The organism is Streptomyces sp. SCSIO 30461 (genome assembly GCF_037023745.1).
Taxonomy (GTDB): domain Bacteria; phylum Actinomycetota; class Actinomycetes; order Streptomycetales; family Streptomycetaceae; genus Streptomyces.
The window spans coordinates 3662993-3684049 of record NZ_CP146101.1 but is presented as its reverse complement, the minus strand read 5'-3'; the positions used below and the strand labels follow the sequence as shown (position 1 = coordinate 3684049).

Genomic DNA, 21057 nt, shown 5'->3' with positions numbered 1-21057 from the left:
ACCGGGCCGCGATGTGGGAAGTGGTGGACGAAAGATGCCAGACCATGACCCCATAAGGGAAGAGTTTGATCACACAAGTCACTTTCAGCCGAGAGTGCTTGACGGCCCCACTTCCGCGCGAAGGGTGCCCGCCCATACCTGACAAACAGTCAAATAGCTTTGATTGCAGTCATGTTCGTGCGCCGGACCAGCGCTGGTCCCGATCCGGCTCATCGGTTCGCTCCAGGCCGACCTCGCTGCCTGCCTCATCCGTCTTGGGTTCCACTGCGAAGTCGGGTGCGATCCGGGGGTGCAGAATCCCCGTGGCGTCGATGGTGAAGAGCAGGTTCACACCGTTCGCCCCGTGGACGGAGTCACATGTCCAGATGCCGACACCACGGTCGGTGTCACCACGCGAGTCCAGGCAGAACGCCGGATCCGCGGCGCTGCGCAGCAGCCCGCTGGCCTCAAGGCTCCACTGCTGGGTGGCCGCTCCCGAGCACGGCACTGCCACGACATCGGTGCGATTGGCCGGCACGCCGTCCTCGATGTCCAGGCACAACCCCGTCGCACCGTTGACGAGCTGGGTTCGACCCCCACCGGGAAGGATCCGCGACGGCTCGGGAGCGGGCTTCCTGGACGGTGCGGGCTCCGATGTGGAGGGCTTCTTCGGTGGAGCCGCCGACGCGGACGCAGTCGGTCGAGGGGAGGGCCGCTTCGAGGGTGTCGTGGACGGCGACGGGTCGGACGGGCGGACAGGCGCGGCGAGGGTGGGTCCGGTCCGCCGGATCGGCGATTCCACGGCACCTGTATGCACCGCCGCGGTGTCATTGGAGGCCGCGGCAAGGAGTGTGCCGAGCGTGATGGCGCCCGCGACCGCGGCAGCCGCGGCGACGGCCCGGGACGAGGCGCGTACCGCACCCGCGAACCGATCCGCTCCGCTCACCTGGTTCACACCGGCGAACGGAGCGGCGTCGCCCCGCACGGCTCCCCCGTCGTGGCCGGCCACGACGGCGTCGAACAGTCCGGGCGCCGGAACATGTGCGACGTAGGCGGCCCCGCCCCATCCGACGAGGCCTTCGGCACACACCATCCCGGGGTCGTCGGCCATCCTGGTCAGTGCGGCCACCAGCCCGGCGCAGCCGGAGCACTCCTCCAGATGGAGCGTCAGGTCCCTGCTGTACCGGCGGTCCCCGGGGCCGGTGGCGGCCTCGATGATGCGGCGGAACCCCAGGCAACCCGGTGCCCCGCCGTGCTCCAGATGTGCCTGGATCCACGCCCGGCGCATGGCGTCCAGGGCCCTCGGCCGCAGCTCGGGGACCACGTCCGCGGTGATACCGAGCAAACCCCCGACGACTGCGTCCGGCTCGTTGTCCACGACGGCGTACCAGAGGACTCCACGCAGCAGCTCCGGCAGTCGGGCGAAACCCACGCCCATGGCGGACGAGGCCTCCGCACCGGTCTCGATCCAGCCGAGGAAGCCGGGTCCGAGGCGGTGGCGGAGGCTTCGAGCGGCCCAGTCACGGCCGGTGCGCTGCACCAGCTTCAGCAGGTGGTGGCGCCATGTCCCGCTCGGCTCGATGCCTCGGAGCGTTTCCTGGATCGCGAGGTCGAAGGCTCGTACGGCGAGTTGGTTGGCGGCCGTCTGGTTGCTTGTGCACAGGCGGGTGTAGGCGAGCAGTGCGGGCAGATGGCGACGCCTGAGTTCCAGTGCCGCAGGCTGTGCGGCCGGGGCGCCGGCACGAACTCGTTCGGTGAGCTCGGCGTCGGTGAGGCCGGTGTGGGTCCGCGTCTCGTGCGCGGCATCCGGACCCGCACGGTGGAGCTCTGACACCCTGTGACCCCTCATCCACTACACATGACAGACGGCCCCCAGGCGCCGATCGGTCCGCCACCGGAGCACCTCCGGTTTGTTGCCTGCGGGAACAAGAGCCCATGGTGGGGGCAGCAGTACCCGCCTGGAAAGGTGTTTCCGAAGGTAAGTCGCGTCAATAATCCGCAGCAGCGCCGGACTTTCACCGCCGCGGGCACCGGGTTCGCGTCAACTGGGCATCAGGCAGGCGGGGTCGCCGTGCCGACCTATGACGAAAGGGCCTGTTCGGTCCAAATGGTCTTCCCGGACGCCCCGTAGCGGGTCCCCCAACGCTGGACGAGCTGGGCCACGATGAACAAGCCGCGCCCACCCTCGTCGTCAGGCGTGCTGTGGCGCAGATGGGGAGAGGTGTGCGCGGCGTCGGCGATCTCGCACACGAGCACGCGGTCCAGGATCAGGCGAAGGTGCAGCGGACCCTCCCCGTGCCGTATCGCGTTCGTGACCAGTTCGCTGACGATCAGCTCGGTGGGGAACACCAAGTCGTCGATCCCCCAGGCCCGTAGCCGCTCCGCGACCGACTCACGAGCCCGTCCGACCGCCGCGGGCTCGGCCGGCAGGTCCCAGGTCGCGACCTTGTCGCAGTCGAGCTCACGGGTGCGCACCAGCAGCAGGGCCGAGTCGTCGCTGGTCGTGCCGTCCGGCAGGAGCGCGGCCACCACCCGGTCGCAGATATCGCCGAGTGACCCGCTGCTGCCGGTGAGCACGTGCTTCAGGGTGGCCAGTCCTTCGTCGACGTCCCGGTCCCGGGACTCCACCAGTCCATCGGTGAACAGCGCCATCAGGCTACCCACGGGAAGTTCGACGTCGAAGCAGTCGAACGGCAGTCCTCCCAGGCCCAGTGGCGGGCCTGCGGGCAGGTCGAGGATGGTGACCCGCCCGTCGGGGTGTACGACGGCCGGCGGCGGATGGCCGGCACGGGCCATGGTGCAGTGCCGGGATGCCGGGTCGTAGACCACGTACAGGCAGGTGGCTCCGGTGGCCACGTCCTCACTGTCGGTGAACCCAAGGGTTCCCGCAGTCGCAGCGGGCCCGGCGGAGCCCGTGAACCGGGAGTGCGCCGTGGGACCGGTGGTGTCGATTCCGGGGCCCGGACGGTCCTCGGCGGCCTGGACCACAAGGTCGTCGAGCCGGGTGAGGAGTTCGTCGGGGGGCATGTCGAGCGGGGCGAGTGCCCGTACGGTGGTCCGCAACCGGCCCATGGTGGCCGCGGCATGGACCCCGTGCCCCACCACGTCGCCGACGACAAGTCCGACGCGGGTTCCGGACAGCGGGATGACATCGAACCAGTCACCGCCCACACCGGTGACGTCGTCCGTGGGCAGATAGCGGTAGGCGAGATCCACCGCCGAGTTCGGCGGCAGATGGCGCGGCAGCAGCCGGCGCTGGAGAGCGAGGGCCGCCGCGCGCTCGCGGGCGAAGCGCCGGGCGTTGTCGATGGACACCGCTGCCCTGCCGACCAGTTCGTCCGCCAGTGCGATCGCGCCCCTGTCGAAGACGCCCGGCCCGGTACCGCGGACGAAGCTGACGAGGCCCAGCGGGCTGCCGCCGATCCGCAACGGCACCACCAGGGTGTCCTCCTCCAGCACCAGACCTCCCGAGGCGAGGCTGCGGTGCTGCGGCGACCCGCTGGGGTACGTCACCGGGCGCGCGGGCCGCGACTCGGCCGGCACGGCGTGCCCGGTGCCCCTGATCCCGCCGGTTGCGCCGCTGTCGCCGGTCCGGGTCTCGACACAGCGCCCGGCAGTGCGGACCAGCACCGAGTCCGGGCCCAGCACCCCTGGCACTTCCCCTTCCAGGACCGCGGCGACGATGTCGATGTCGACCCGGTCGGCGAACGCCGGTACCGCCACCTCCGCCAGTTCCTCCGTCGTGGCGACGACGTCCAGCGTCGTACCGACGCGACGGCTGGCCTCCACGAGCAGATTCAGCTGCCTTTGGGCTTCGTAGCGTTCGGAGATGTCGAAGGCGTCCTCGCAGACGCCGAACACATAGCCGTCCGGGTCCTGTAGCCGGTAGTAGGAGCAGGACCACAGGTGCTCGACGCCGGGATCACTGGGTTGCTCACCGCGGAAGTGCAGATCGAGCAGCGCCTCACCGGTCTTCAGCACATGGCCGAGGACGTCGTCGAGCAACTCCGGGTAGCCCGGCGAGATGAACCTGCCGTCGGGGTACAGATCGGAGCCCCGCATGCCGCGGAACGCGGCGAACGGCATACCGATCTCGCCTTCGTACGCGGCATTGCACCACATCAGATGAAGGTCGGTGTCATGGATGGCGAGACCGACCGGAGACTGGGTGGCCAGGCCGTTCAGCAGGGCGAGGCGGGACTTCCACAGCCTGAGCCGCTCGTGTTCCGCCACCACCAGGACCTTGCCCGCCCCGACCGCACCGGTCAGCGGGCAGACCGCGGCTACGAGCGTCATCCGCCGACCGTCCCGGTGGACCGCGACGCACACATCCCCCTCGTCGAGCCGTGGGGCCCCGGGTGGTGGCACGGATCCGCCGGACACGTCGGCCACCGAACCCTCTGAGGCATAGGTCAGGAATGTCTCCAGCGGCCGGCCCACGACATCCTCGGGCCGATAGCCCAGCAGTTCCTGAGCCGCGGGACTCCAGCCGATGACCATCGACCGGTTGTCGAGCACCAACGTGGCCGCCCTGGTGATGTCCAGGGGGCCACGGAAATCGACGTTCTCGGCTGACATCCGCACACTCACGGCGCCCCATCGGCCCGGTTTCATCATGTCCAGAATCCGCCCACCGCCAGGCCCCCGCAACAGCGTGGACCGCTATGCGGAACTCACAGCCGCACCACCACGAGGGCGATGTCGTCACCGGCTCCGCCGCTGACGCCCAGCCGCGCCAGCACCGCGTCGGCCAGGCGCTCGGCACCGAGCCGGTGATATTGGGCGAGGGCGTCGGTGAGCCTCGCGATACCGGCATCGATGTCCTCACCGCGTCGCTCGATGAGTCCGTCGGTGTAGAGCACCAGCGCGGCGTCGGCGCCGTAGGAGCAGCTCGTCTGCGGCCGCGGCACATGGGCGGGGCGGGTGCCGAGCGGAGGGTCGGTGGCCTGGTCCAGCAGCTCGCAGGCGCCGTCGCCGTGCAGCAGGACGGGTGGCGGATGTCCGGCGCTGCTGTATGTGATCAGCCGGCTACGGGTGTCGATGACCACCTGGGCGGCCGTGGCCGCCAGCGCCCCCTCCACGGAACGGGCGTACAGACCCAGCACTTCCAGGGCCTGGGCCGGACCCGCGACGGCTCTGGTCGCCGCGCTCAGGGCACTGCGGAGCATGCCCATGACGGTCGCGGCCTCCAGACCGTGGCCCACGACGTCGCCCACCGCCACGGCGAACCGTTCCTCGGTGAGGTCGGCGACGTCGTACCAGTCACCGCAGACGTTGAGCGAACCGACTGCGGGCAGATACCGCACCGCGATGTCCTGGTGTTTGACGAGGTCGGGGGCGTGCAGCATGGCCTCTTGCAGGGTGAGCGCGACCTGGCGCTCCCGGGCGTGGGCGTCGCGGAGTTCCTCGTTGAGCCGCTGGAGCTCGCGTGCCCGCGCGTAGAGCTCGGCCTCCATCTCCTCTTCTCGCTCCCTCGGCGCGCCTCCGGTGTTTCGGGAGCGGATGAAGGCGGTGACGTCCTCGACCCGGTGGATGATCCAGGCGGTGGCACCCTGTGCGTCGAGGACCGGAGTGTTGATCGTGGACCACCACCGCTCCTCGAACCGGCCCGGCTGGTCCACGAGCGGGATGTCGTACCGCTGGAGAGCCATCGAGTCCTGCGAGCGGCTGTCCACCACGCGGTGCAGTGAGGAGCGGAGATTGGCCACGCCGTCGATGTCCGGGGTGGCGGGGTTGTCCGGGAAGGCGTCGAAGACGTACTGCCCTATCAGGTCCTCCCTGGTCCTGAAGGTGGCGAGCAGATAGGCGCGGTTGACGTCGACGATCATGAAGTCCGTGTCGAGCACCAGATACGGGCTGGGCGTGGCGGCGAACAGCGCTGAGTAGTCGATAGTCATGCCATCACGCGCCTGCCCTTCCGGACGTACGGACGACGACCCCGTCTCTCTGATCAATCTACGAGGCTTGGCGCCCTCGCGCTCGCGCTCGTTGCGACCGCTCGGCCGGACCGTCCCGGCCGGCACAGCGACCGACGACGGTGTGAACTCCATCACGGTCGAGGCGGTCAACACAGCCCCCACGATCTTCGTACTGCTCGGTAAGACCCTTGCGGTTCCGGTGGATACGCGCGGGGCTTGACCGGAGGCACTGGGCCGACGGCAGCCCGATGGTGACCGTGGGCGCGGTCAACCGCCAGAACGTACCGCTGGCCACCGTGCCCGTGTCGGTCCGCAACGCCGCCATCGCCGCCGAGAACGCGGGCTTCTACTCGGACTCCGGTGTCTCCTTCACCGGGCTGGCGCGCGCGGTCGGCAACATGGCCCGGGGGCAGGAGACCCAGGGCGGCTCCACCATCACCCAGCAGTATGTGAAGAACACCTATCTGTCCCAGGAGCAGACGCTGTCCCGCAAGGTGCAGGAAATTCTGCATCGCGCTGAAGCTCGACAGCCGGAAGCCGAAGGACGAGATCCTCCAGGGCTGTCTCAACACCAGTTGGTTCGGCCGCGGCGCATACGGGATCCAGGCTGCGGCGAAGGCGTACTACGGGGTGGGCGTCGACCGGTTGAACCCCAGTCAGGGCGCCTTCCTGGCAGCGCTGCTGAAAGGCGGGAACGCCTTCGACCCGGCGGCCGGCTCCGGCGACAGGGAACGTGCGGTGCAGCGTCCGCATACGATTCGCGCGCCACCCGGCCCTGTGGGTTGCGGCCCGGCAGGCTGCCCTGCTGGGTGCTCGCGGCGACCGCGCCCACACCGGCGGCGGCTCCCGCGCCCAACAGCACGCGGCGCGAGAGCCCTCCGCCCTCCGCTCCCCGCCCCACCGCCTCCGTACCGGTGTCCCGCCCCGACGTCGTGCCCATAAGGGCTGTCCCTTGTGCTCGGTTGGCATCCGGTGGGGAGGATGGCGGTGAGCCAGGGGTGGGTTCCAGGGCGGCGGTACCCGTAGCGAAAGGATGACGCGGCGGGGAACCGTAGCGCCGTCAGTCCTCGCGCAGACCCCAAGGAGAGCCGTAGGCGGTGAGCAGATCGAGGAACGGCTTCGGCGCGAAGGCCTCAGGCCCGAGCACGCCCTTCCCCGTCCACGACCCGTCGGCGACGAGTTCCAGGGCGACGACCGGGTTGACGGCGGTCTGCCAGACCACGGCCTGGGAGCCGTACTCCTTCATGGACCACTCGTTGTCGACGACGTGGTAGAGGTACACCTCACGGGGCTTGCCGTCCTTGGTCCCCTTGACCCAGGTGCCCGCGCAGGTCTTCCCGCGCATCCTGTCGCCGAGTCGGGCCGGATCGGGGAGCCCGGCGGCGACCACGTCACGGGGGGAGACCTGGACGGGCCCGTCGGACGACCTCACGGTCACGGGGTCGGTACGGTCCAGGCCCACCTGGTGCAGGACCTTGAGGGTGTTGATGAAGTCCTCGCCGAGCCCGTACTTGAAGGTGACGCGGTCGGCCTTGACCCAGCGGGGGATCAGCAGCACCTCCTCGTGCTCGACGTTGACGCACTCCACCGGGCCGATTCCCTCGGGGAACTCGAAAACCTCGGGCTCGCTGAACGGCGGTGTGGTGAACCAGCCACGGCCCTTCTCGTAGATCACCGGAGGGTTGAGGCACTCCTCGATGGTGGTCCAGATGCTGAACGAGGGCGCGAAGTCATAGCCCTCGACGGTGAGGTTCGCGCCGTCCCGGATGCCGACCTCCTCGATGGTGTCGAAGAGTTCGTCGGCCGCGTAGCGGGCGAAGACGTCGGAGAGGCCCGGTTCGACCCCCATGCCGACCAGCGCGATCCGCCCGGACTTCTCCCACTCGTCCGCCAGGGCGAACTGCTCGTCGCCGAGCTTGACCCCGCACTCCTCGTACGGGCGCTCGGGGTGCGGCCGGGACAGGGACATCGCCATGTCGAGGTAGTGGGCGCCGGCGGCGAGCGCCGCGCGGTACAAGGGCATGACGAATCGGGGGTCGGTGGCGTTGACCAGGACGTCGCAGCGTTCGCGTTCCAGCAGCGCGGTGACGGCGGCTTCGTCCGACGCGTCGACACGGGCTGCGGCGAAGCGCCCGTCCGGGCGAGCCCCCTCCCCCGCCATGGCGAGGGTTTCCACCGCCGACACTGCTCGTGACTCGTCGTAGTCGGCCACGATCATCCGCTCGAAGAAGTCTCGACGAGCCGCGATCCGGGTGAAGGCCGTCCCCACCCCACCGGCACCGATCAGCAATACACGCATAGCCAGGTCCTTTCGCTCAGCCCGAAGTCTGCACGAGGCGTCGCCCCGTGCCTGGATGAAACGCAGGGCCGTTGATACGGTCAATAGCGTTGGCGTAAGAGTCACCGAGAGTGAGGCTGGTCGGTCGATGCCGAAGAGGGTGGTACCCGAGCATCTGCGTCGTCGCCGACGCCCCACCAAGGGCGGCACGGTGCTCTCCGAGCAGCTCATCGTGGACACGGCGCTGCGGATGCTGCGTGAACACGGCGGCCAGGGACTCACGGCACGTCGGCTCGGCGCGGCGCTGGGTGCTGACCCCAGCACGCTCTACCGGTACTTCCGCGGCATGGACGAACTGACCCTTGCGGTCGGGGACGCGCTCATCGGGCGGGCCCTGCGGGGGTGGTCACCGACGTACGACTGGCAGAAGGACCTGCGGACGCTCGGTCTGCGGATCCACACCGCGTATCTGGCACATCCCCAGGCCGCTGTGCTGACGGCGAGCCGGGTGTCGGGCAGGGCGCACGAGATCGCCTCGGACGAAGCGGTCCTGGGCGTGCTGCACCGGGCGGGCTTCGCCACCGCCGACGCGGTGCGCGTCTACCACTGCTTCATCGACCAGACACTCGCCTTCGCGGCGCTGGACGCCGCCGCTCTCGCCCTGCCGGAGGCTGCCCGGCGCGCGGACGAGGCGGTGTGGCGAGCCACCTACGCAGGACTGCCCGCGAGCACGCACCCGCATATCGCTCCTGCGGCGCCCTACCTGGTCGCGGAGATGAACGTCAGCGCGTATCCGGCAGCTCTGGACATGCTCATCGAGAGCGCGGCGGCCCGGCTGGCGGGGCCCTGACGTACGCGACTCAACCGACGCCGGGTTCGGGGTTCTCGGCGGCGACCTCCTTGGCCACCGAGGTCGGCGAGGCCACGGAGGTCTCCGTGGCCGCCCGGGTCCCCGTGGCGGCGGCAGGGGCATCCGATGAGGCGGGGGCCGCCGGGGCATCCGAGGTTTCCGGGGGGAGGCTCTGCGTGGCGGCGGGCTTCTCGGACTCCTCCAAAGTGCAGGTGACCTTGTCCCGGGGCGTGTAGTGGGTCTCGTAGTCCTCCCGCTTGACCTCGCGGCCGTCCTGGACGAAGACACGTCCGACAGAGACGTCGAAGCCCTCGAGCGGCGTCTGGACCTCGCAGGTGGGACCGCTGTCCTCGCGACTGCCCGGGGGTGTGATGCGGGTGCGCGGGCCCTTGGTGGCGCGTATCTCGTCGTACTTCTTGGTGCCGAGGAACGTGATGGTGACCGACGTGTCGGTGGACGAGGCCTGGATGTAGAGGGCGTGGCCGGAGTCGTTGCTCCAGCGCAGGTCGAGTGTGCCCCACGCGACCGTGGCCTCGCGGCCCTCCGGGTAGCGCTCGATGTAGAACGAGTGGGCGCCGTACTCCAGCGGCTTGACCCCGGCGAAGAACATGGCGTTGTACATGGTCGTCGCAACGGCGGAGACCCCGCCGCCCGGCGACTTCACATACCGACCGTCGTTGATCATGATGCCGTCGACGAAGCCGTTCTCCGGGGTCCGCTCGCCGACGGTCCGGTTGAAGCTCCACTCCTTGCCGGGCATGACGAGTGAGCCGTCGATGAGCTCCACGGCACGGGCGATGTTGGTGCTTCGGTAGGGTGCCGCCGGGAAGTTCACGGTGAACGAGGAGACCTTCTCCGTGATCCCCAGCTCACGTGCCGATGCGGAGGTGAGCTGTGGCTGGATCGCGCGTGCCGCGATCTCGCCGGTACGAGCCTTGCCCGAGCGGGTGAGGAGGGGACGGACGGCGTCTCCGAAGGCCTTCTCGGTGACTGGTCGTCCCACTCGAGCCTCCTCTGCCACCACGACGCGGTCGCGGGCGTCGAGACGGAACTTCGGCTCCCGGGGCCCCTGGGAGGCCTCGCGCAGCGGCTGGGCGACGGCCGGGTCGGTCATCAGGCCGTGCACGTCGAGGGACATGGCGAGCCGGTTGCCCTTGGCGGATCCGCCGGGGTTGCCGGCCTTCATCGCCAGGTGTTTGCCCAGTGTGGCCGGGGCGATGGTGATGTGCCGGTCGCCGAGCGTGAGCGTCACGGGGGCCGACATCGCGGGCCGGGCGATTTCGCGCATGGCCCTGGCCGTCTCGTCGGCGCCGATGCGGGGCTGGGTCCGCTTGACCCGCAGGACGACCTCCTTGGTGGCCGTGGCGGGACGCAGGGAAGCCTCTCGAACGGCGGCCAGCGCCTTGTCCTGGTCCAGCGCCGTCCCGGTGACCGGTGCGCTCGCGTGCGCCGCGCCGTTCTCGAAGGTGATGGCTCCGTCCCGGGCCGGTCGCTCGATGCTCCGGCCGATGCGCTCGATCGCGGCGCGCGTCTTGTCCTCGTCGACACGTACGACGGGCTCGACATCGCGTGCGGGGGACGCGACGACTCTGCGGATCACCGTCACGGGGTCCGAAGCCGGATCGGCGGCACGCTCGACGATCGCGGCCGTGTCCAGGGAGAGCCCCAGAGTGCCGGGAGCAGCCTTCTCGGTGCGGTCACCGATCTTCAGGGCGATGGGCTCGGCGAAGTCCGGGCTGAGCTTGCGGTCGAGGGCCCGCTGGGCGTCCACTCGGCTCATGCCGCCGATGTCGATGCCGCGCACCCGGGTGCCGTCGGGTATGTCCCCGGCCGCGAGACCGGCGGCGTAGAGACCCAGCCCGGCCACGACAGCTCCTCCTACGACGGGCAGAGCGATACGCCTGGTGCCCGCCTTGCGGAGCGCCTGTCTCATATTTCTCCCTGCGGGCTCCGACTGATCGGGGACCCTCTCGGGGCCACAGAAGGCCCAAACCACACAAAACGAATATCCATAATTCACCAAAACGGGCGAAATGCACTCCGCTTGTGACTGATGTCACGAGCCTGAGGGCCCCGTCGCCCCCGCTCGTTCGCGGCCCGGGATGAACGACGGGTGCCCCTCGGACCGTATGAGGGGAGACGGCAGCCTCCGCTGTCGCCACCCCGCGCCGGGAGGAGCCCCCCGAGCATGTCCGTTCACCGCAGCCCCGTCGCACTGGCGGCTCTCATCGGTGGCGCTTCGAGCGTTCTCGTCGCGGTCTGCGCCACACAGGCCGGGGCACACGGCGCTCCGACGGATCCGGCGAGTCGGGCGGTCGCCTGCGGTCCCCGTGGTGATCACGCGCGGTCGGCCGCATGCGTCGCGGCGGTGCGGGCGGGCGGAGCCACGGCCTTCGCGAAGTGGGACAACCTGCGTGTCGCGGATGTCGCGGGGCGCGACCGCCTGATGATTCCCGACCGGCAGCTCTGCAGTGCGGGCATCGACCTCTACAAGGAACTCGACGCGGCACGAGACGACTGGCCGGCCACCTCACTCAAGGCGGGGGCACCGTTCACGCTCACGTACGCCTCGACGATTCCGCATCGGGGAACGTTCCGGGTGTATCTGACCAAGGACGGCTACGACCCGGGCGTCCCCCTGCGCTGGGACGACCTGGAGAACGAGCCGGTCGCCTCGGTCACCGATCCGGAGCTCCGCGGCGGCGTCTACCGCGTCCGGGGCGCGCTGCCGAAGGGCCGGGAGGGCCGCCACGTGCTCTACACCGTCTGGCAGAACTCCGACACGCCTGACACGTACTACTCCTGCTCCGATGTGGTGCTCTCCCCTGCCCGGCCGGCGGCTGCCCCGAGTGCGCCCACGCCTCCGTCGGCGAACCCGCCGACGGCAGCCCCCACCCGTACCAGCGCCGCCCCGGCCCCCGCCCGTACGAGCGCATCCGGTACGGGCTCGGCTCACTCGCGTACCGATTCCGGCGTCGCCGCTGTTCCCGCCGCCGGCACAAGCAGCCGCGGCGTTCCCGTCATGCTGGTGGCGGGCTTGGGGGCATTGGCCGTAGCCGCTGCTGTCACGGGGGCCGCCTACGCTCGGCGCAGACACCGGGTCTGATCGCCTCTCAGCCCGCTCTACCTGCTTGCCGTGGGGGAGAGCACCTGCTCCATGGTGTCCGCGTCCGCCGCGCTCTTGTCGGGCCGGTGCCGTACGACCCTGGCGAACCGCAGGGCCACACCCGCGGGATAGCGGGTGGAACGCTGGAGGCCGTCGTAGGCGATCTCCACGACGAGCTCCGGCCGGACGCCGACGGTGAAGCCGTCATCGGAGACCGCGAGTTCGCCCAGCCGGTCCGTCTGCCAGCGGAGCATCGCATCCGTGAGTCCCTTGAAGGTCTTTCCGAGCATGACGAAGCCGCCGTCGGCCCTGCGGGCGCCGAGGTGGAGGTTGGACAGCAGTCCGGTACGGCGACCATGACCCCACTCCACGGCCAGGACCACGAGATCGAGGGTGTGTACGGGCTTCACCTTCAGCCATGAGCGACCGCGGCGCCCCGCTACGTAGTGGGCGTCCAGCGCCTTCACCATGACGCCCTCATGACCGCGGTCGAGGGTCTCCGCCAGGAATGCCTCGGCCGCCCTCAGCTGTGCTACCGAACCGGGGTCCGCCACGACGCAGCGGCGCACACGCATGCGCTCCGGCACAAGGCGGGTCAGGGCCGCGTGGCGCTCATGTCCGGGCATGTCGAGCAGATCACCGGTGCCTGCCTTGCCGCCGCCCCGGACTGCGAGGATGTCGAAGAAGACGGGAGAGAGCGGCACGGCGGCGGTCGCAGCGGCCACATCGGCACGGGAACCGACGCGCGAGGCGATGTCCTGGAAGGGCAGAGGCCTGCCGTCGGGGCCGAGCGCGATCAGCTCGCCGTCCAGGATGAAGCGCTCCTCCGGCAGTGCGGACACCGCGGCGACGACATCGGGGAGCCGCGCTGTGATGTCGTCAAGGGACCGCGTGTAGACACGTACCTCGGCACCGGAGCGGTGCACCTGGACGCGCACCCCGTCCAGCTTCTCCTCGATCCCGCACGCCCCGACGGCTCGCACCGCATCCGCGACGGACGCGGCTGTGTGCGCGAGCATGGGCTGCACGGGGTTGCCCACGCGCAGTCGGAAGGACGGGAGGACATCGGGGCCTTCGGCGAGTAGCGCCTCGGCCACCCGGGCGAGCGAGCCCTCCAGCATGACCGCGCGCCGCAGCTCGGCCGCGGAGGCACCCGCGGCCTTGGCGACGCCTTCCAGCGCGACCGCGTCCAGCGCGCCCTGGCGCACCTCGCCCGTCAGAAGACGGAGCAGGAAATCCTGCTCGGACGCCGTCGCCGCGCCCATCAGGTCCTGGACCCTGCGCTTGCGCTCCGCCTGGGCACCGGCCCCGGAGACCTGGGCGAGCGCGGTGAACGCGGCATCGACCGCCGCGACCGTCAGCACCGGTTCGGCGGACGGCGGCACACGGTCCTTGAGCACCCTCCAGCCGACGCCCAGCCGTCCTTGCGGCAGTCTGCCCGCGAGGTAGGAGATGACCAGGGCGGCATCCTCGGGTCGCGCGCCGGAGAACAGCGAGGCGAGCGACGCGATCTTGGCGGTGCGGGACGGCTCAGCGGCGACCTGCCGCGACACCTCCGCGAGACGGGCCAGCAGCATGCCGCCATCGTGCCCGGTCCGCCGCCGATGTGCACGTGCTACGGCTCAGCGGACACCGGACGGTGCAGCCATTCCCCTTCCAGGGAGACCTCCCTGCTCTCGCGCACACCGCCGAAGTCCACCACCGAATTCCCGCAGGACGGCTGAACACCTCCCATCCGCCACCCAACTCCCCTAACCTGCCGTCGATTTGCTTCATCCACCGACACACAGCAGGCAGAGGACCATGAGAAAGCTCTCGCGTACGGCCGCGCCCGCGATCGCCGTGGCGCTGGCAGGGATCGTGCTCGCACCGACGGGCGCCCAGTCGGCCGCGGCGCATGGGACCACAGCCGGACCGGCGTACTCGTCCACGACCTCGGTCGGCCTCCACAACGCCTATGAGAAGACGAAGTACCCGTATCTCGCGGACGCCCTCGACTCGGGTGCAGGAATGCTCGAACTGGACGTGTGGACCAATGTGTTCGGCAAGTCATGGCGTGTCTCGCACAGCAACCCCTTCGGAAACGACAACAACTGCGTGAACGCGGCGACAGCCTCGCAACTGCGGGCGAAGTCACGGAACCAGGATCTCGGCGGTTGCCTCTCCGACATCCGCGCCTGGCACAACGCCAACCCCGGGCACCGGCCGATCGTGCTCAAGATGGAGTTCAAGGACGGCTTCCAGGGCAAGTACGGCCGAGGGCCGGCCGCGCTCGACGCCCTGCTGACGGCACGGCTGGGCGACGCGCTGTTCCGGCCGGCCGAGCTGTCGGGGCGCCACAGCGACCTCGACACCGCCGTGCGCGCCCAGGGCTGGCCTTCACGCTCGGACATGGCCGGCAAGTTCATCGTCGAGCTGATCCCGGGAACGCTGGAGCAGGAGAACCCGTTCGACACCCTGTGGACCGATCGTGAGTACGCCGAGCATCTGCGCGGACTGGCAGCCTCGGGGCGCCTGACCGAGGCTGCCGCGTTCCCCGCCGTGCTCGGAGCTCAGGCGGGCGACCCTCGCACGCGCTACGCGGACACCACGATCCGGCCCTGGTTCGTGGTGTTCGACGGCGGTGCCTCCGCGTTCGCCGCCGGGTCGATCGACACCGCCTGGTACGACCGGAACCACTACCTGCTCGTCATGACCGGCGCGGCCGGCGTGGCACCCGCCATCGACGGCACGAACCCCACCGAGGCGCAGGCACGCGACCGGGTGGCCCTGCTCGCCGGAAAGCACGCCACCGTGGTCTCCACCGACTGGTATCCGCTTCCGTCCGTGCTCAGCACGGTCGTACCGCGTGGAACCTCGGGCGGCAGCGGCTCCCGGACACCCTGATCCGGGATGTCACCCCCTTCCGGCCGGTGACTTCCCGCGCGGACTCAGCCGCGTGAGGAGTCGCCGGACCGCCCGTCGCGCCCGCGGGTTTCGCACACCGCCGAGGTCCGCGACCGCCGGGACGGGCGCCGGGGTACGAGACGGGCCCGGTCTCGGTGGCGGCGCCCGCCCGCCGTCATGACCAGGTTCCGGGTGCCAAGCCCGCGCCTCGTCCACAGCGAGGAACGGGCCCATCCGGTGCCATGCGACCTCGTCCGGGTCGTCCGCCAGCAGCGGCTCGCCCCTTGCCGCGGGGACGGTGAACGGCGCCGGGGGCTTGTCCGGTGGGTCGGGGCGCAGCCGCTCCACATACGCCCGCTCGATCCTGCCGGGCTCGCGTGCCCTGGTCCCTGATCCGACCTGGTCCGAAAGGCCCTGGCGATACCGCAGGCGCAGTCGCACCGTTCGCGGTAGTTGCGGTGTTGCTCTCGGCCATGACGGACTCCCCCGCGCTCTCATACATGTCGATCACTCTGAGTCACGACGGTAGCGCGAAGTGCAGATTCCCGCTGAGCCTGTGGACGAATTCCGAACCGACAGCCCGAAGGGCGCCTCAGAACCCGGAGAGCGTCATCCGGCCGGGCTGGCGAGCGCCCACCGCGAGATGCTCCCCCACCCGGCTCACCATCAGGGTCATCTCATAGGCGACCTGACCGACGTCAGCCTCGGCTTCGCTCAGCACACAGAGGCAACTGCCCTCACCCGCGGCGGTGACGAACAGCATCGCGTCGTCGAACTCGACCATCGTCTGACGGGCGCTTCCCGCACGGAAATGCCTGCCCGAGCCCCGTGCGAGGCTGTGCAGCCCCGACGAGACCGCGGCGAGATGCTCCGCGTCCTCCCGTGCGAGGCTGGTGCTCGCCCCGGTCACCAGGCCGTCGTTCGAGAGCACCAGCGCGTGCCGTATGTGGTCGACGCGCTTGATCAGGTCGTCCAGCAGCCAGTCGAGTCCCTTGTCCAACGCCATGCCCGATCCTCCCCAGGTATCCCCGTATCCCCGTCTGCGCAAGCCTCGCCTACCGTCTGCGTAAGGGCAAGGACTCGACCGGGGCCCAACGCCCCGGGGGCTCCGGATCGCCGCCCCGTAAGTGCCCCGTCATGCTCACGAACTCACGGCATTGAGCAGTCGGGCCGTATGCATGCGCCCCGCGTACTCGACAAGACGCACGAGCACCTCCTTGCCCGAGTCGCGGTCGCGCGCGTCGCACAGCACCACCGGGGTACCGCGGTCGAGGTCGAGGGCGCTTGATACCTCGTGCGCCCCGTATGTGCGCGCGCCAGGGAAGCAGTTGACGGCGACGACGAAGGGGATGGCACGGTGCTCGAAGTAGTCCACGGCGGGAAAGCTGTCCGCAAGACGCCGTGTGTCGGCGAGCACCACGGCACCGAGTGCCCCCTGGGCGAGCTCGTCCCATAGGAACCAGAAGCGGTCCTGGCCTGGCGTGCCGAAGAGATAGAGCGACAGCCCCGAGCGGATGGTGATGCGGCCGAAGTCCATGGCCACGGTCGTCGTGGCCTTCCGGTCGACTCCCCCGGTGTCGTCCACGGTCTGACCCGCCGCGCTGAGCTGTTCCTCGGTACGCAGCGGACGGATTTCACTGAGCGCCCCCACGAGGGTCGTCTTGCCGACCCCGAATCCGCCGGCGACCAGTATCTTCAGCGCGAGAGCGGCGGAATCCGCTCCTGCGCCGCCAGAGAGCTCGGTGGCCATGCATCACTTCTCTCGTCGGATGCCAAGCGCCGGAAAGGACCGCAGGTCAGGACCCGCCTTCGGACGAGGAAACCCGCAGGGATCCGACATCAGCACATCTGTTCTGTGTGGCGTGAGAAGTATGGCAACCGACGTGGCAGACCCGGGGGTCGTGATCGCTTTTTGCCCGATGTGATCGTTCCTGACTCATTGACTGATCTGATGGATTCGCAATTCGCATGGCCGCGACAACTCGTCCGAGAGACCCTGGCTCAGAGGGTCCAACGGGCGGACATTCCGTCTGCCACGCCCATCGCACACCCCCTTCTCGTGGGAGGCGGTTTGCCGTGCAGCGCCGGCCCCGGTCCCAACCCCAGCCACAACCCGACCAACCGACGCCCCGGAACCAAGTGGCCCGGGTCGTCGCGGGGACGCCGCGGCCGTACCCGACCTGACCCGCCCGGGTTCCGGTGACACGGGTGACGGCGGTGAGCGGGGGTTCCCCCCTGACCCCGATGACCGCGCAGCACGCCACGCGGCAGGGCGCCGTCGCGGTCAACAACGCGACCGCCTCCCCGGGTTACGGGACAGCCCGGCCGTACAAGCACCATGACCTGGGTTTCGCGGTGGATCTGGGCGGAGTGCGGGCGGCTGCCAATCCGATGGGCATCCCCGCTGTCCGGACCCGGGGCGGGCGCTGTCACCCACGGCTACCACCTCGCCGCCATGCCGGGCAACCGGGTGCGGGTCGCGATCGGCTGGCGGCCGGACACGGTTCTCGCACGCCAAGGTGTGCAACTCGGCCTGCTTCGCTCCTGGTCGGTCCCACTGGACTCGGCGTCGCCCGAGCTCGCCCGGTTCTCCGGTGTCCCGGAAAGTGAGTGACACGCGGCCGTCACATCCCCGAGTACCGGGAGTACGGTCAGCGACCGGCGCCCGCCCCGGCCACAGCCCTGGCGAACTCCGCTGAGACGGCCGAGCAGAAGGCCTTGAGATCGCTCCGCCTACGACTGGTGACCAGTGTGTTCGGACCCTCCCTGCACACCTTCACCGGTTCGTCGACCCAGATGCCGCCCGCATTGCGGATATCGGTGCGCAGGCTGGGCCACGAGGTGAGAGCCCTGCCACGGAGGACGTCGGCCTCCACAAGCATCCACGGCGCATGGCAGATCGCCGCCACCGGCTTGCCCTCCTCGAAGAACGCCCGGACGAACGCCACGGCTCGCTCGTCCATACGCAGGGCATCAGGATTGGCGACGCCTCCGGGCAGTATCAACCCGTCGTAGTCCAGCGCGGAACCACCTGGGACCACCAGGTCCACCGGGAACGAGTCGGCCTTGTCGAGGTGGTGGAACGCCTGGATACGGCCGGGCTCGGTGGAAAGCAGCAGCGGTGTTCCGCCGATACCCGCCACGGCCTGCCAGGGAGCGGTGAGCTCGATCTGCTCGACGCCTTCCGGCGCCATGAGGAAGGCGATGTTCATGGTCTCGGCTACTCCTGCACACCCCGCTTGCGGTGCCGGCCCGCCGGGTGGTCGGAACGCATCTGCGGGACGCGACCTGACAAGGCTGGCACCTACCCGTGTAGCGCAGCCTTATGCCGAACGAGGAGAAAGTGACGGGAGCAGAGGGGGCCCGCATCCTGGCTCGCGGGCTACACGGACCAGTGGGCGGGGCGACTCAGCCCCCGTGGGAGCCGGGTCGTCGCGTCGCCCTTTGCCTGCTGCAGCTGGGGCTGGGTGACGAAGATGCTGCCGGTCAGGTCGGCGCCGCTCAGATCCGCGTCGCGGAGGTCGGCGCCGAGGAGGTCCGCGAGGCGCAGGTCGACGGTGCTGAGGTCGGCGGCTATCAGGCAGGCACCACGCAGATCGGCTCCCCGCAGGTCGGCTCCGGCCAGTCGCGCACCGAAGAGGTCGGCTCCCCGCCGGTTCTTCCTGCGCCCGGGTTTCGCATCGGCCCGGGCCAAGGCGCTCGCGCGCAGCAGCTGATCACCGGCTTGGGCTCGTAGGGCCGCGACATCAGCCTCGAGCAGAGCGGCGGGCTCCTGACGGGTCAGCGAGTCGATGTCGTCCCGGAGACGGCGGATCTCGGCGTGCAGACTGCGTGCGGCCGGCAGTTCCAGTGCCTCGGCCAGATGACGGAGCAGTTCGTGCAGCTGCCGCTGCACAGGGAAGACCGCGAACATCCGCTGTGCCGTTTCGGGCCGCCGGCGCCAGCTGACGCCACCGAAGGTGACCTGGGAGACCTTCTGACCGGCGCCGAAGCAGTCGTAGACGGTACAGCCCGGGAAGCCGCGCTCCCGCAACCGGTCGTGGATGCCGCACCGGAAGTCGTCGCCGAGGTGGCTGCAGGGCTTTCCGGCGGGCTTGTCGACAGCGAAGTCGGCCGATGCGGCAAACGGCAGGGCTGCGCAGCACAGACCGAAGCAGCTCCCGCAGTCGGCCCGCAGCTCCGGGTTTCCGGCCGCGCCGCCGGCCGCGTCGGGCGCCCCGCCCACGGCGGTCCTGGTGGCGTCGGTGCCGCATGGCTCCGTCCGGCGTCGCGTGTCCGCCCCGCGCGCGTCTGCCGCACGGACATCTGCCCCAGGCGTGCCTGTCCTGCGGGCATCTGTCCCGCGCTGCTCCGACACGACGTCGCACCTCGTTCGTTCAGGTTTCCACCAACCCGAGCCTCCCGGCTCGAACAGGCATTCTCGCAGTCCGCCGATATCGTCCACCACCGCGTTTGCGGCCTGCCGGCCCGGGCGTTGAGACGCTCGGACACGCTGATCGACCGGGAGCCGAGTACCGCCGGTCAGGGTCCGGCCTGCCGGGCCCTGACCGCACGTTCGCCGAGCCTGCCGACCGCCGTGACGATCCGGTCCCAGAATTTCTCACGATCGAGGCCGAGCGCCACCCGGGCGTTCACCGGCCGGTCCAGATACCGGTCCAGGTCCACGACGGTCGCCCCGCGCGTGTGCGCCCCCCGTAGTTCGACGGCCACACTCGCCTCGGCGCAGTGGACGATCGCGGGATCGATGACCCTGGCCACCGCCACCGGATCGTGGAGAGGCGGAGCCTCGAAGCCCCACAGCTTGCGGTGACTGGCGGCGAAGAACGTCATCAGGTCCACGCAGATGCCGCCGAGCTCGGTGCCGAGTCGTTCGAAGCGGGCGAGGACATCGGGTGTGGCCAGCGCCTGGTGGGTGACGTTGAGCCCGCACATGGTCACGGGCAGACCGCTGCGGAAGACGATGTCGGCGGCCTCGGGGTCCACGTACATGTTGAACTCCGCCGCGGGAGTGCGGTTCCCCCGATCGGTGGAACCTCCCATGAGGACGATTTCCCGGATGTGAGGCGCCACCTCGGGATAGCGGGTCAGCAGCAGGGCGATATTGGTCAAAGGGCCGGTCGGGACAAGGGTGACCGGCTCCGGGTGGCCGGTGAGGATCCGGTACGTCAGATCGACGGCGTGCTCGGGGACAGCGCTCACGGTGGGCTCGCCGAAGCTCGGGCCGTCCATCCCGGAGTGCCCGTGCACGTCATCGGCCACATCGCGGGGTCCCACGAGCGGGTGGGCGCAGCCGGCGGCGATCGGGACGTCGGTGATGGCGGAGACAGTGCAGATACGACGGGCGTTCAGGGTGGTCTTCTCGACCACCTGGTTGCCGGCCACCGTCGTGATCGCCAGCAACTCGACCGCGGGGTCGCCGGCGGCGAGCAGGATGGCGATCGCGTCGTCGTGTCCGGGATCGCAGTCGATGATGATCGGGACGGGCACGGGTGCTCCTCGGCTGTCTCGTCCGGTCGTGGAGGTGCCACACCAGTGTGCCGTGCGGGACCCGGGGACCGCGACGCCGACGTCGTCCCCGCCCGCCCCCGGCCTGACCCGGTCGTCGCATCCTCACAGCGCTCTGAGGCCGTCGATCACCTCCCGGAGGATCCTCTCGTCCGGGAGCTGGGCCGGGGGCACGGGCCTGCTGACGGCTACCAGACCGGCTTCGAGCAGGTCGCCCAGAAGGACGCGTACGACACCCACGGGCAGGTCGGCGCCCGCGGCGAGTTCCGCCACCGACTGGGTGTCGTGCGAGCAGAGCACGATGAGCGTCCGGTGCTCGGGGCCGATGAGGGACTGCTCCGCCCGGGCCAGCGCGTCCGGAGCCAGGTCGACCAGCGCGATGAGGTCGAAGCGTTCGGCACCGGCCCCGGGCTTCGTCCGCCCTCCGGTCATGGCATAGGGACGCACGAGGGGCCCGGCCTCGGCGTCATACCAGCGGCTGCCCGGCTTCCGACCGCCGTCGCCGGCATCGTCCATGGTCGGTGGTGCCTCTCTC

17 protein-coding genes and 2 pseudogenes are annotated in these 21057 nt (G+C 70.1%); 6 read left to right on the top strand and 13 right to left on the bottom strand.

Features of this window, described 5'->3' with window-relative positions; all coding sequences use genetic code 11:
- Positions 1-169 precede the first annotated feature (169 nt).
- The 3 genes from V1460_RS16210 to V1460_RS16200 form a co-directional block, all read right to left on the bottom strand.
- Positions 170-1813, bottom strand: a complete 1644-nt coding sequence (locus V1460_RS16210) for a ricin-type beta-trefoil lectin domain protein (RefSeq protein WP_338674423.1) — start codon at positions 1811-1813, stop codon at positions 170-172.
- A gap of 245 nt (positions 1814-2058) precedes the next feature.
- Positions 2059-4557, bottom strand: coding sequence for a SpoIIE family protein phosphatase (locus V1460_RS16205; protein WP_338674422.1), 2499 nt, complete (start codon positions 4555-4557; stop codon positions 2059-2061).
- A 95-nt stretch (positions 4558-4652) separates the two neighbouring features.
- Positions 4653-5876 carry a SpoIIE family protein phosphatase gene (locus V1460_RS16200; RefSeq protein WP_338674421.1) on the bottom strand — a complete coding sequence of 408 codons (1224 nt, stop codon included), beginning with the start codon at positions 5874-5876 and terminating at the stop codon, positions 4653-4655.
- 67 nt (positions 5877-5943) lie between these two features.
- On the opposite strand from V1460_RS16200, the gene V1460_RS16195 reads away from it, so the two are divergent.
- On the top strand, positions 5944-6117 hold the full coding sequence (locus tag V1460_RS16195; protein ID WP_338678394.1) for a hypothetical protein: 174 nt from the start codon (positions 5944-5946) through the stop codon (positions 6115-6117).
- A 7-nt stretch (positions 6118-6124) separates the two neighbouring features.
- A pseudogene (locus tag V1460_RS16190) lies at positions 6125-6644 on the top strand (transglycosylase domain-containing protein); the annotation flags it as partial.
- 313 nt (positions 6645-6957) lie between these two features.
- Here the strand turns inward: V1460_RS16190 and V1460_RS16185 are convergent.
- The gene (locus V1460_RS16185) at positions 6958-8196 is read right to left on the bottom strand and encodes a saccharopine dehydrogenase C-terminal domain-containing protein (protein ID WP_338674420.1); all 1239 of its coding nucleotides are present in this window, start codon (positions 8194-8196) and stop codon (positions 6958-6960) included.
- Positions 8197-8323: 127 nt separating this feature from the next.
- On the opposite strand from V1460_RS16185, the gene V1460_RS16180 reads away from it, so the two are divergent.
- A complete protein-coding gene (locus V1460_RS16180) occupies positions 8324-9025 on the top strand; it encodes a TetR/AcrR family transcriptional regulator (RefSeq protein WP_338674419.1) in 702 nt (233 codons plus the stop codon).
- A 10-nt stretch (positions 9026-9035) separates the two neighbouring features.
- Here the strand turns inward: V1460_RS16180 and V1460_RS16175 are convergent, their stop codons facing one another.
- Positions 9036-10958, bottom strand: a complete 1923-nt coding sequence (locus V1460_RS16175) for a VanW family protein (RefSeq protein WP_338674418.1) — start codon at positions 10956-10958, stop codon at positions 9036-9038.
- A 255-nt stretch (positions 10959-11213) separates the two neighbouring features.
- On the opposite strand from V1460_RS16175, the gene V1460_RS16170 reads away from it, so the two are divergent.
- On the top strand, positions 11214-12131 hold the full coding sequence (locus V1460_RS16170) for a lytic polysaccharide monooxygenase (protein WP_338674417.1): 918 nt from the start codon (positions 11214-11216) through the stop codon (positions 12129-12131).
- A gap of 17 nt (positions 12132-12148) precedes the next feature.
- On the opposite strand, the gene V1460_RS16165 is transcribed toward V1460_RS16170, so the two are convergent.
- Positions 12149-13708 carry an ATP-dependent DNA ligase gene (locus V1460_RS16165; RefSeq protein ID WP_338674416.1) on the bottom strand — a complete coding sequence of 520 codons (1560 nt, stop codon included), beginning with the start codon at positions 13706-13708 and terminating at the stop codon, positions 12149-12151.
- 226 nt (positions 13709-13934) lie between these two features.
- On the opposite strand from V1460_RS16165, the gene V1460_RS16160 reads away from it, so the two are divergent.
- A complete protein-coding gene (locus V1460_RS16160) occupies positions 13935-15017 on the top strand; it encodes a phosphatidylinositol-specific phospholipase C domain-containing protein (protein ID WP_338674415.1) in 1083 nt (360 codons plus the stop codon).
- 9 nt (positions 15018-15026) lie between these two features.
- On the opposite strand, the gene V1460_RS36330 is transcribed toward V1460_RS16160, so the two are convergent.
- The 3 genes from V1460_RS36330 to V1460_RS16150 form a co-directional block, all read right to left on the bottom strand.
- Positions 15027-15515 carry a DUF6397 family protein gene (locus V1460_RS36330; RefSeq protein WP_407077465.1) on the bottom strand — a complete coding sequence of 163 codons (489 nt, stop codon included), beginning with the start codon at positions 15513-15515 and terminating at the stop codon, positions 15027-15029.
- Positions 15516-15609: 94 nt separating this feature from the next.
- Entirely contained in the window at positions 15610-16023 is a 414-nt protein-coding gene (locus V1460_RS16155) for a roadblock/LC7 domain-containing protein (RefSeq protein ID WP_338674414.1), read from the bottom strand.
- A gap of 135 nt (positions 16024-16158) precedes the next feature.
- On the bottom strand, positions 16159-16767 hold the full coding sequence (locus V1460_RS16150; RefSeq protein ID WP_338674413.1) for an ATP/GTP-binding protein: 609 nt from the start codon (positions 16765-16767) through the stop codon (positions 16159-16161).
- Positions 16768-17173: 406 nt separating this feature from the next.
- Between V1460_RS16150 and V1460_RS16145 the strand changes: the two are divergent.
- A pseudogene (locus V1460_RS16145) lies at positions 17174-17631 on the top strand (NAD(P)/FAD-dependent oxidoreductase); the annotation flags it as partial.
- Positions 17632-17668: 37 nt separating this feature from the next.
- On the opposite strand, the gene V1460_RS16140 reads toward V1460_RS16145, so the two are convergent.
- The 4 genes from V1460_RS16140 to V1460_RS16125 form a co-directional block, all read right to left on the bottom strand.
- The gene (locus V1460_RS16140) at positions 17669-18229 is read right to left on the bottom strand and encodes a type 1 glutamine amidotransferase domain-containing protein (protein ID WP_338674412.1); all 561 of its coding nucleotides are present in this window, start codon (positions 18227-18229) and stop codon (positions 17669-17671) included.
- A gap of 170 nt (positions 18230-18399) precedes the next feature.
- Positions 18400-19242, bottom strand: coding sequence for a pentapeptide repeat-containing protein (locus tag V1460_RS16135; protein WP_338674411.1), 843 nt, complete (start codon positions 19240-19242; stop codon positions 18400-18402).
- Positions 19243-19538: 296 nt separating this feature from the next.
- Positions 19539-20504 (bottom strand): nucleoside hydrolase, encoded by a 966-nt coding sequence (locus tag V1460_RS16130; protein ID WP_338674410.1) that lies wholly within the window; start codon positions 20502-20504, stop codon positions 19539-19541.
- Between the two features lie 123 nt (positions 20505-20627).
- Entirely contained in the window at positions 20628-21038 is a 411-nt protein-coding gene (locus V1460_RS16125; protein ID WP_338674409.1) for a DUF742 domain-containing protein, read from the bottom strand.
- Positions 21039-21057: the final 19 nt, after the last annotated feature.

Coding starts and splice junctions, on each gene's coding strand:
- V1460_RS16205 (WP_338674422.1), bottom strand. CDS start 4,557: ATGTCAGCCGAGAACGTCGATTTCCGTGGCCCCCTGGACATCACCAGG.
- V1460_RS16200 (WP_338674421.1), bottom strand. CDS start 5,876: ATGACTATCGACTACTCAGCGCTGTTCGCCGCCACGCCCAGCCCGTAT.
- V1460_RS16185 (WP_338674420.1), bottom strand. CDS start 8,196: ATGCGTGTATTGCTGATCGGTGCCGGTGGGGTGGGGACGGCCTTCACC.
- V1460_RS16180 (WP_338674419.1), top strand. CDS start 8,324: ATGCCGAAGAGGGTGGTACCCGAGCATCTGCGTCGTCGCCGACGCCCC.
- V1460_RS16175 (WP_338674418.1), bottom strand. CDS start 10,958: ATGAGACAGGCGCTCCGCAAGGCGGGCACCAGGCGTATCGCTCTGCCC.
- V1460_RS16170 (WP_338674417.1), top strand. CDS start 11,214: ATGTCCGTTCACCGCAGCCCCGTCGCACTGGCGGCTCTCATCGGTGGC.
- V1460_RS16165 (WP_338674416.1), bottom strand. CDS start 13,708: ATGCTGCTGGCCCGTCTCGCGGAGGTGTCGCGGCAGGTCGCCGCTGAG.
- V1460_RS16160 (WP_338674415.1), top strand. CDS start 13,935: ATGAGAAAGCTCTCGCGTACGGCCGCGCCCGCGATCGCCGTGGCGCTG.
- V1460_RS36330 (WP_407077465.1), bottom strand. CDS start 15,515: ATGAGAGCGCGGGGGAGTCCGTCATGGCCGAGAGCAACACCGCAACTA.
- V1460_RS16155 (WP_338674414.1), bottom strand. CDS start 16,023: ATGGCGTTGGACAAGGGACTCGACTGGCTGCTGGACGACCTGATCAAG.
- V1460_RS16150 (WP_338674413.1), bottom strand. CDS start 16,767: ATGGCCACCGAGCTCTCTGGCGGCGCAGGAGCGGATTCCGCCGCTCTC.
- V1460_RS16140 (WP_338674412.1), bottom strand. CDS start 18,229: ATGAACATCGCCTTCCTCATGGCGCCGGAAGGCGTCGAGCAGATCGAG.
- V1460_RS16125 (WP_338674409.1), bottom strand. CDS start 21,038: ATGGACGATGCCGGCGACGGCGGTCGGAAGCCGGGCAGCCGCTGGTAT.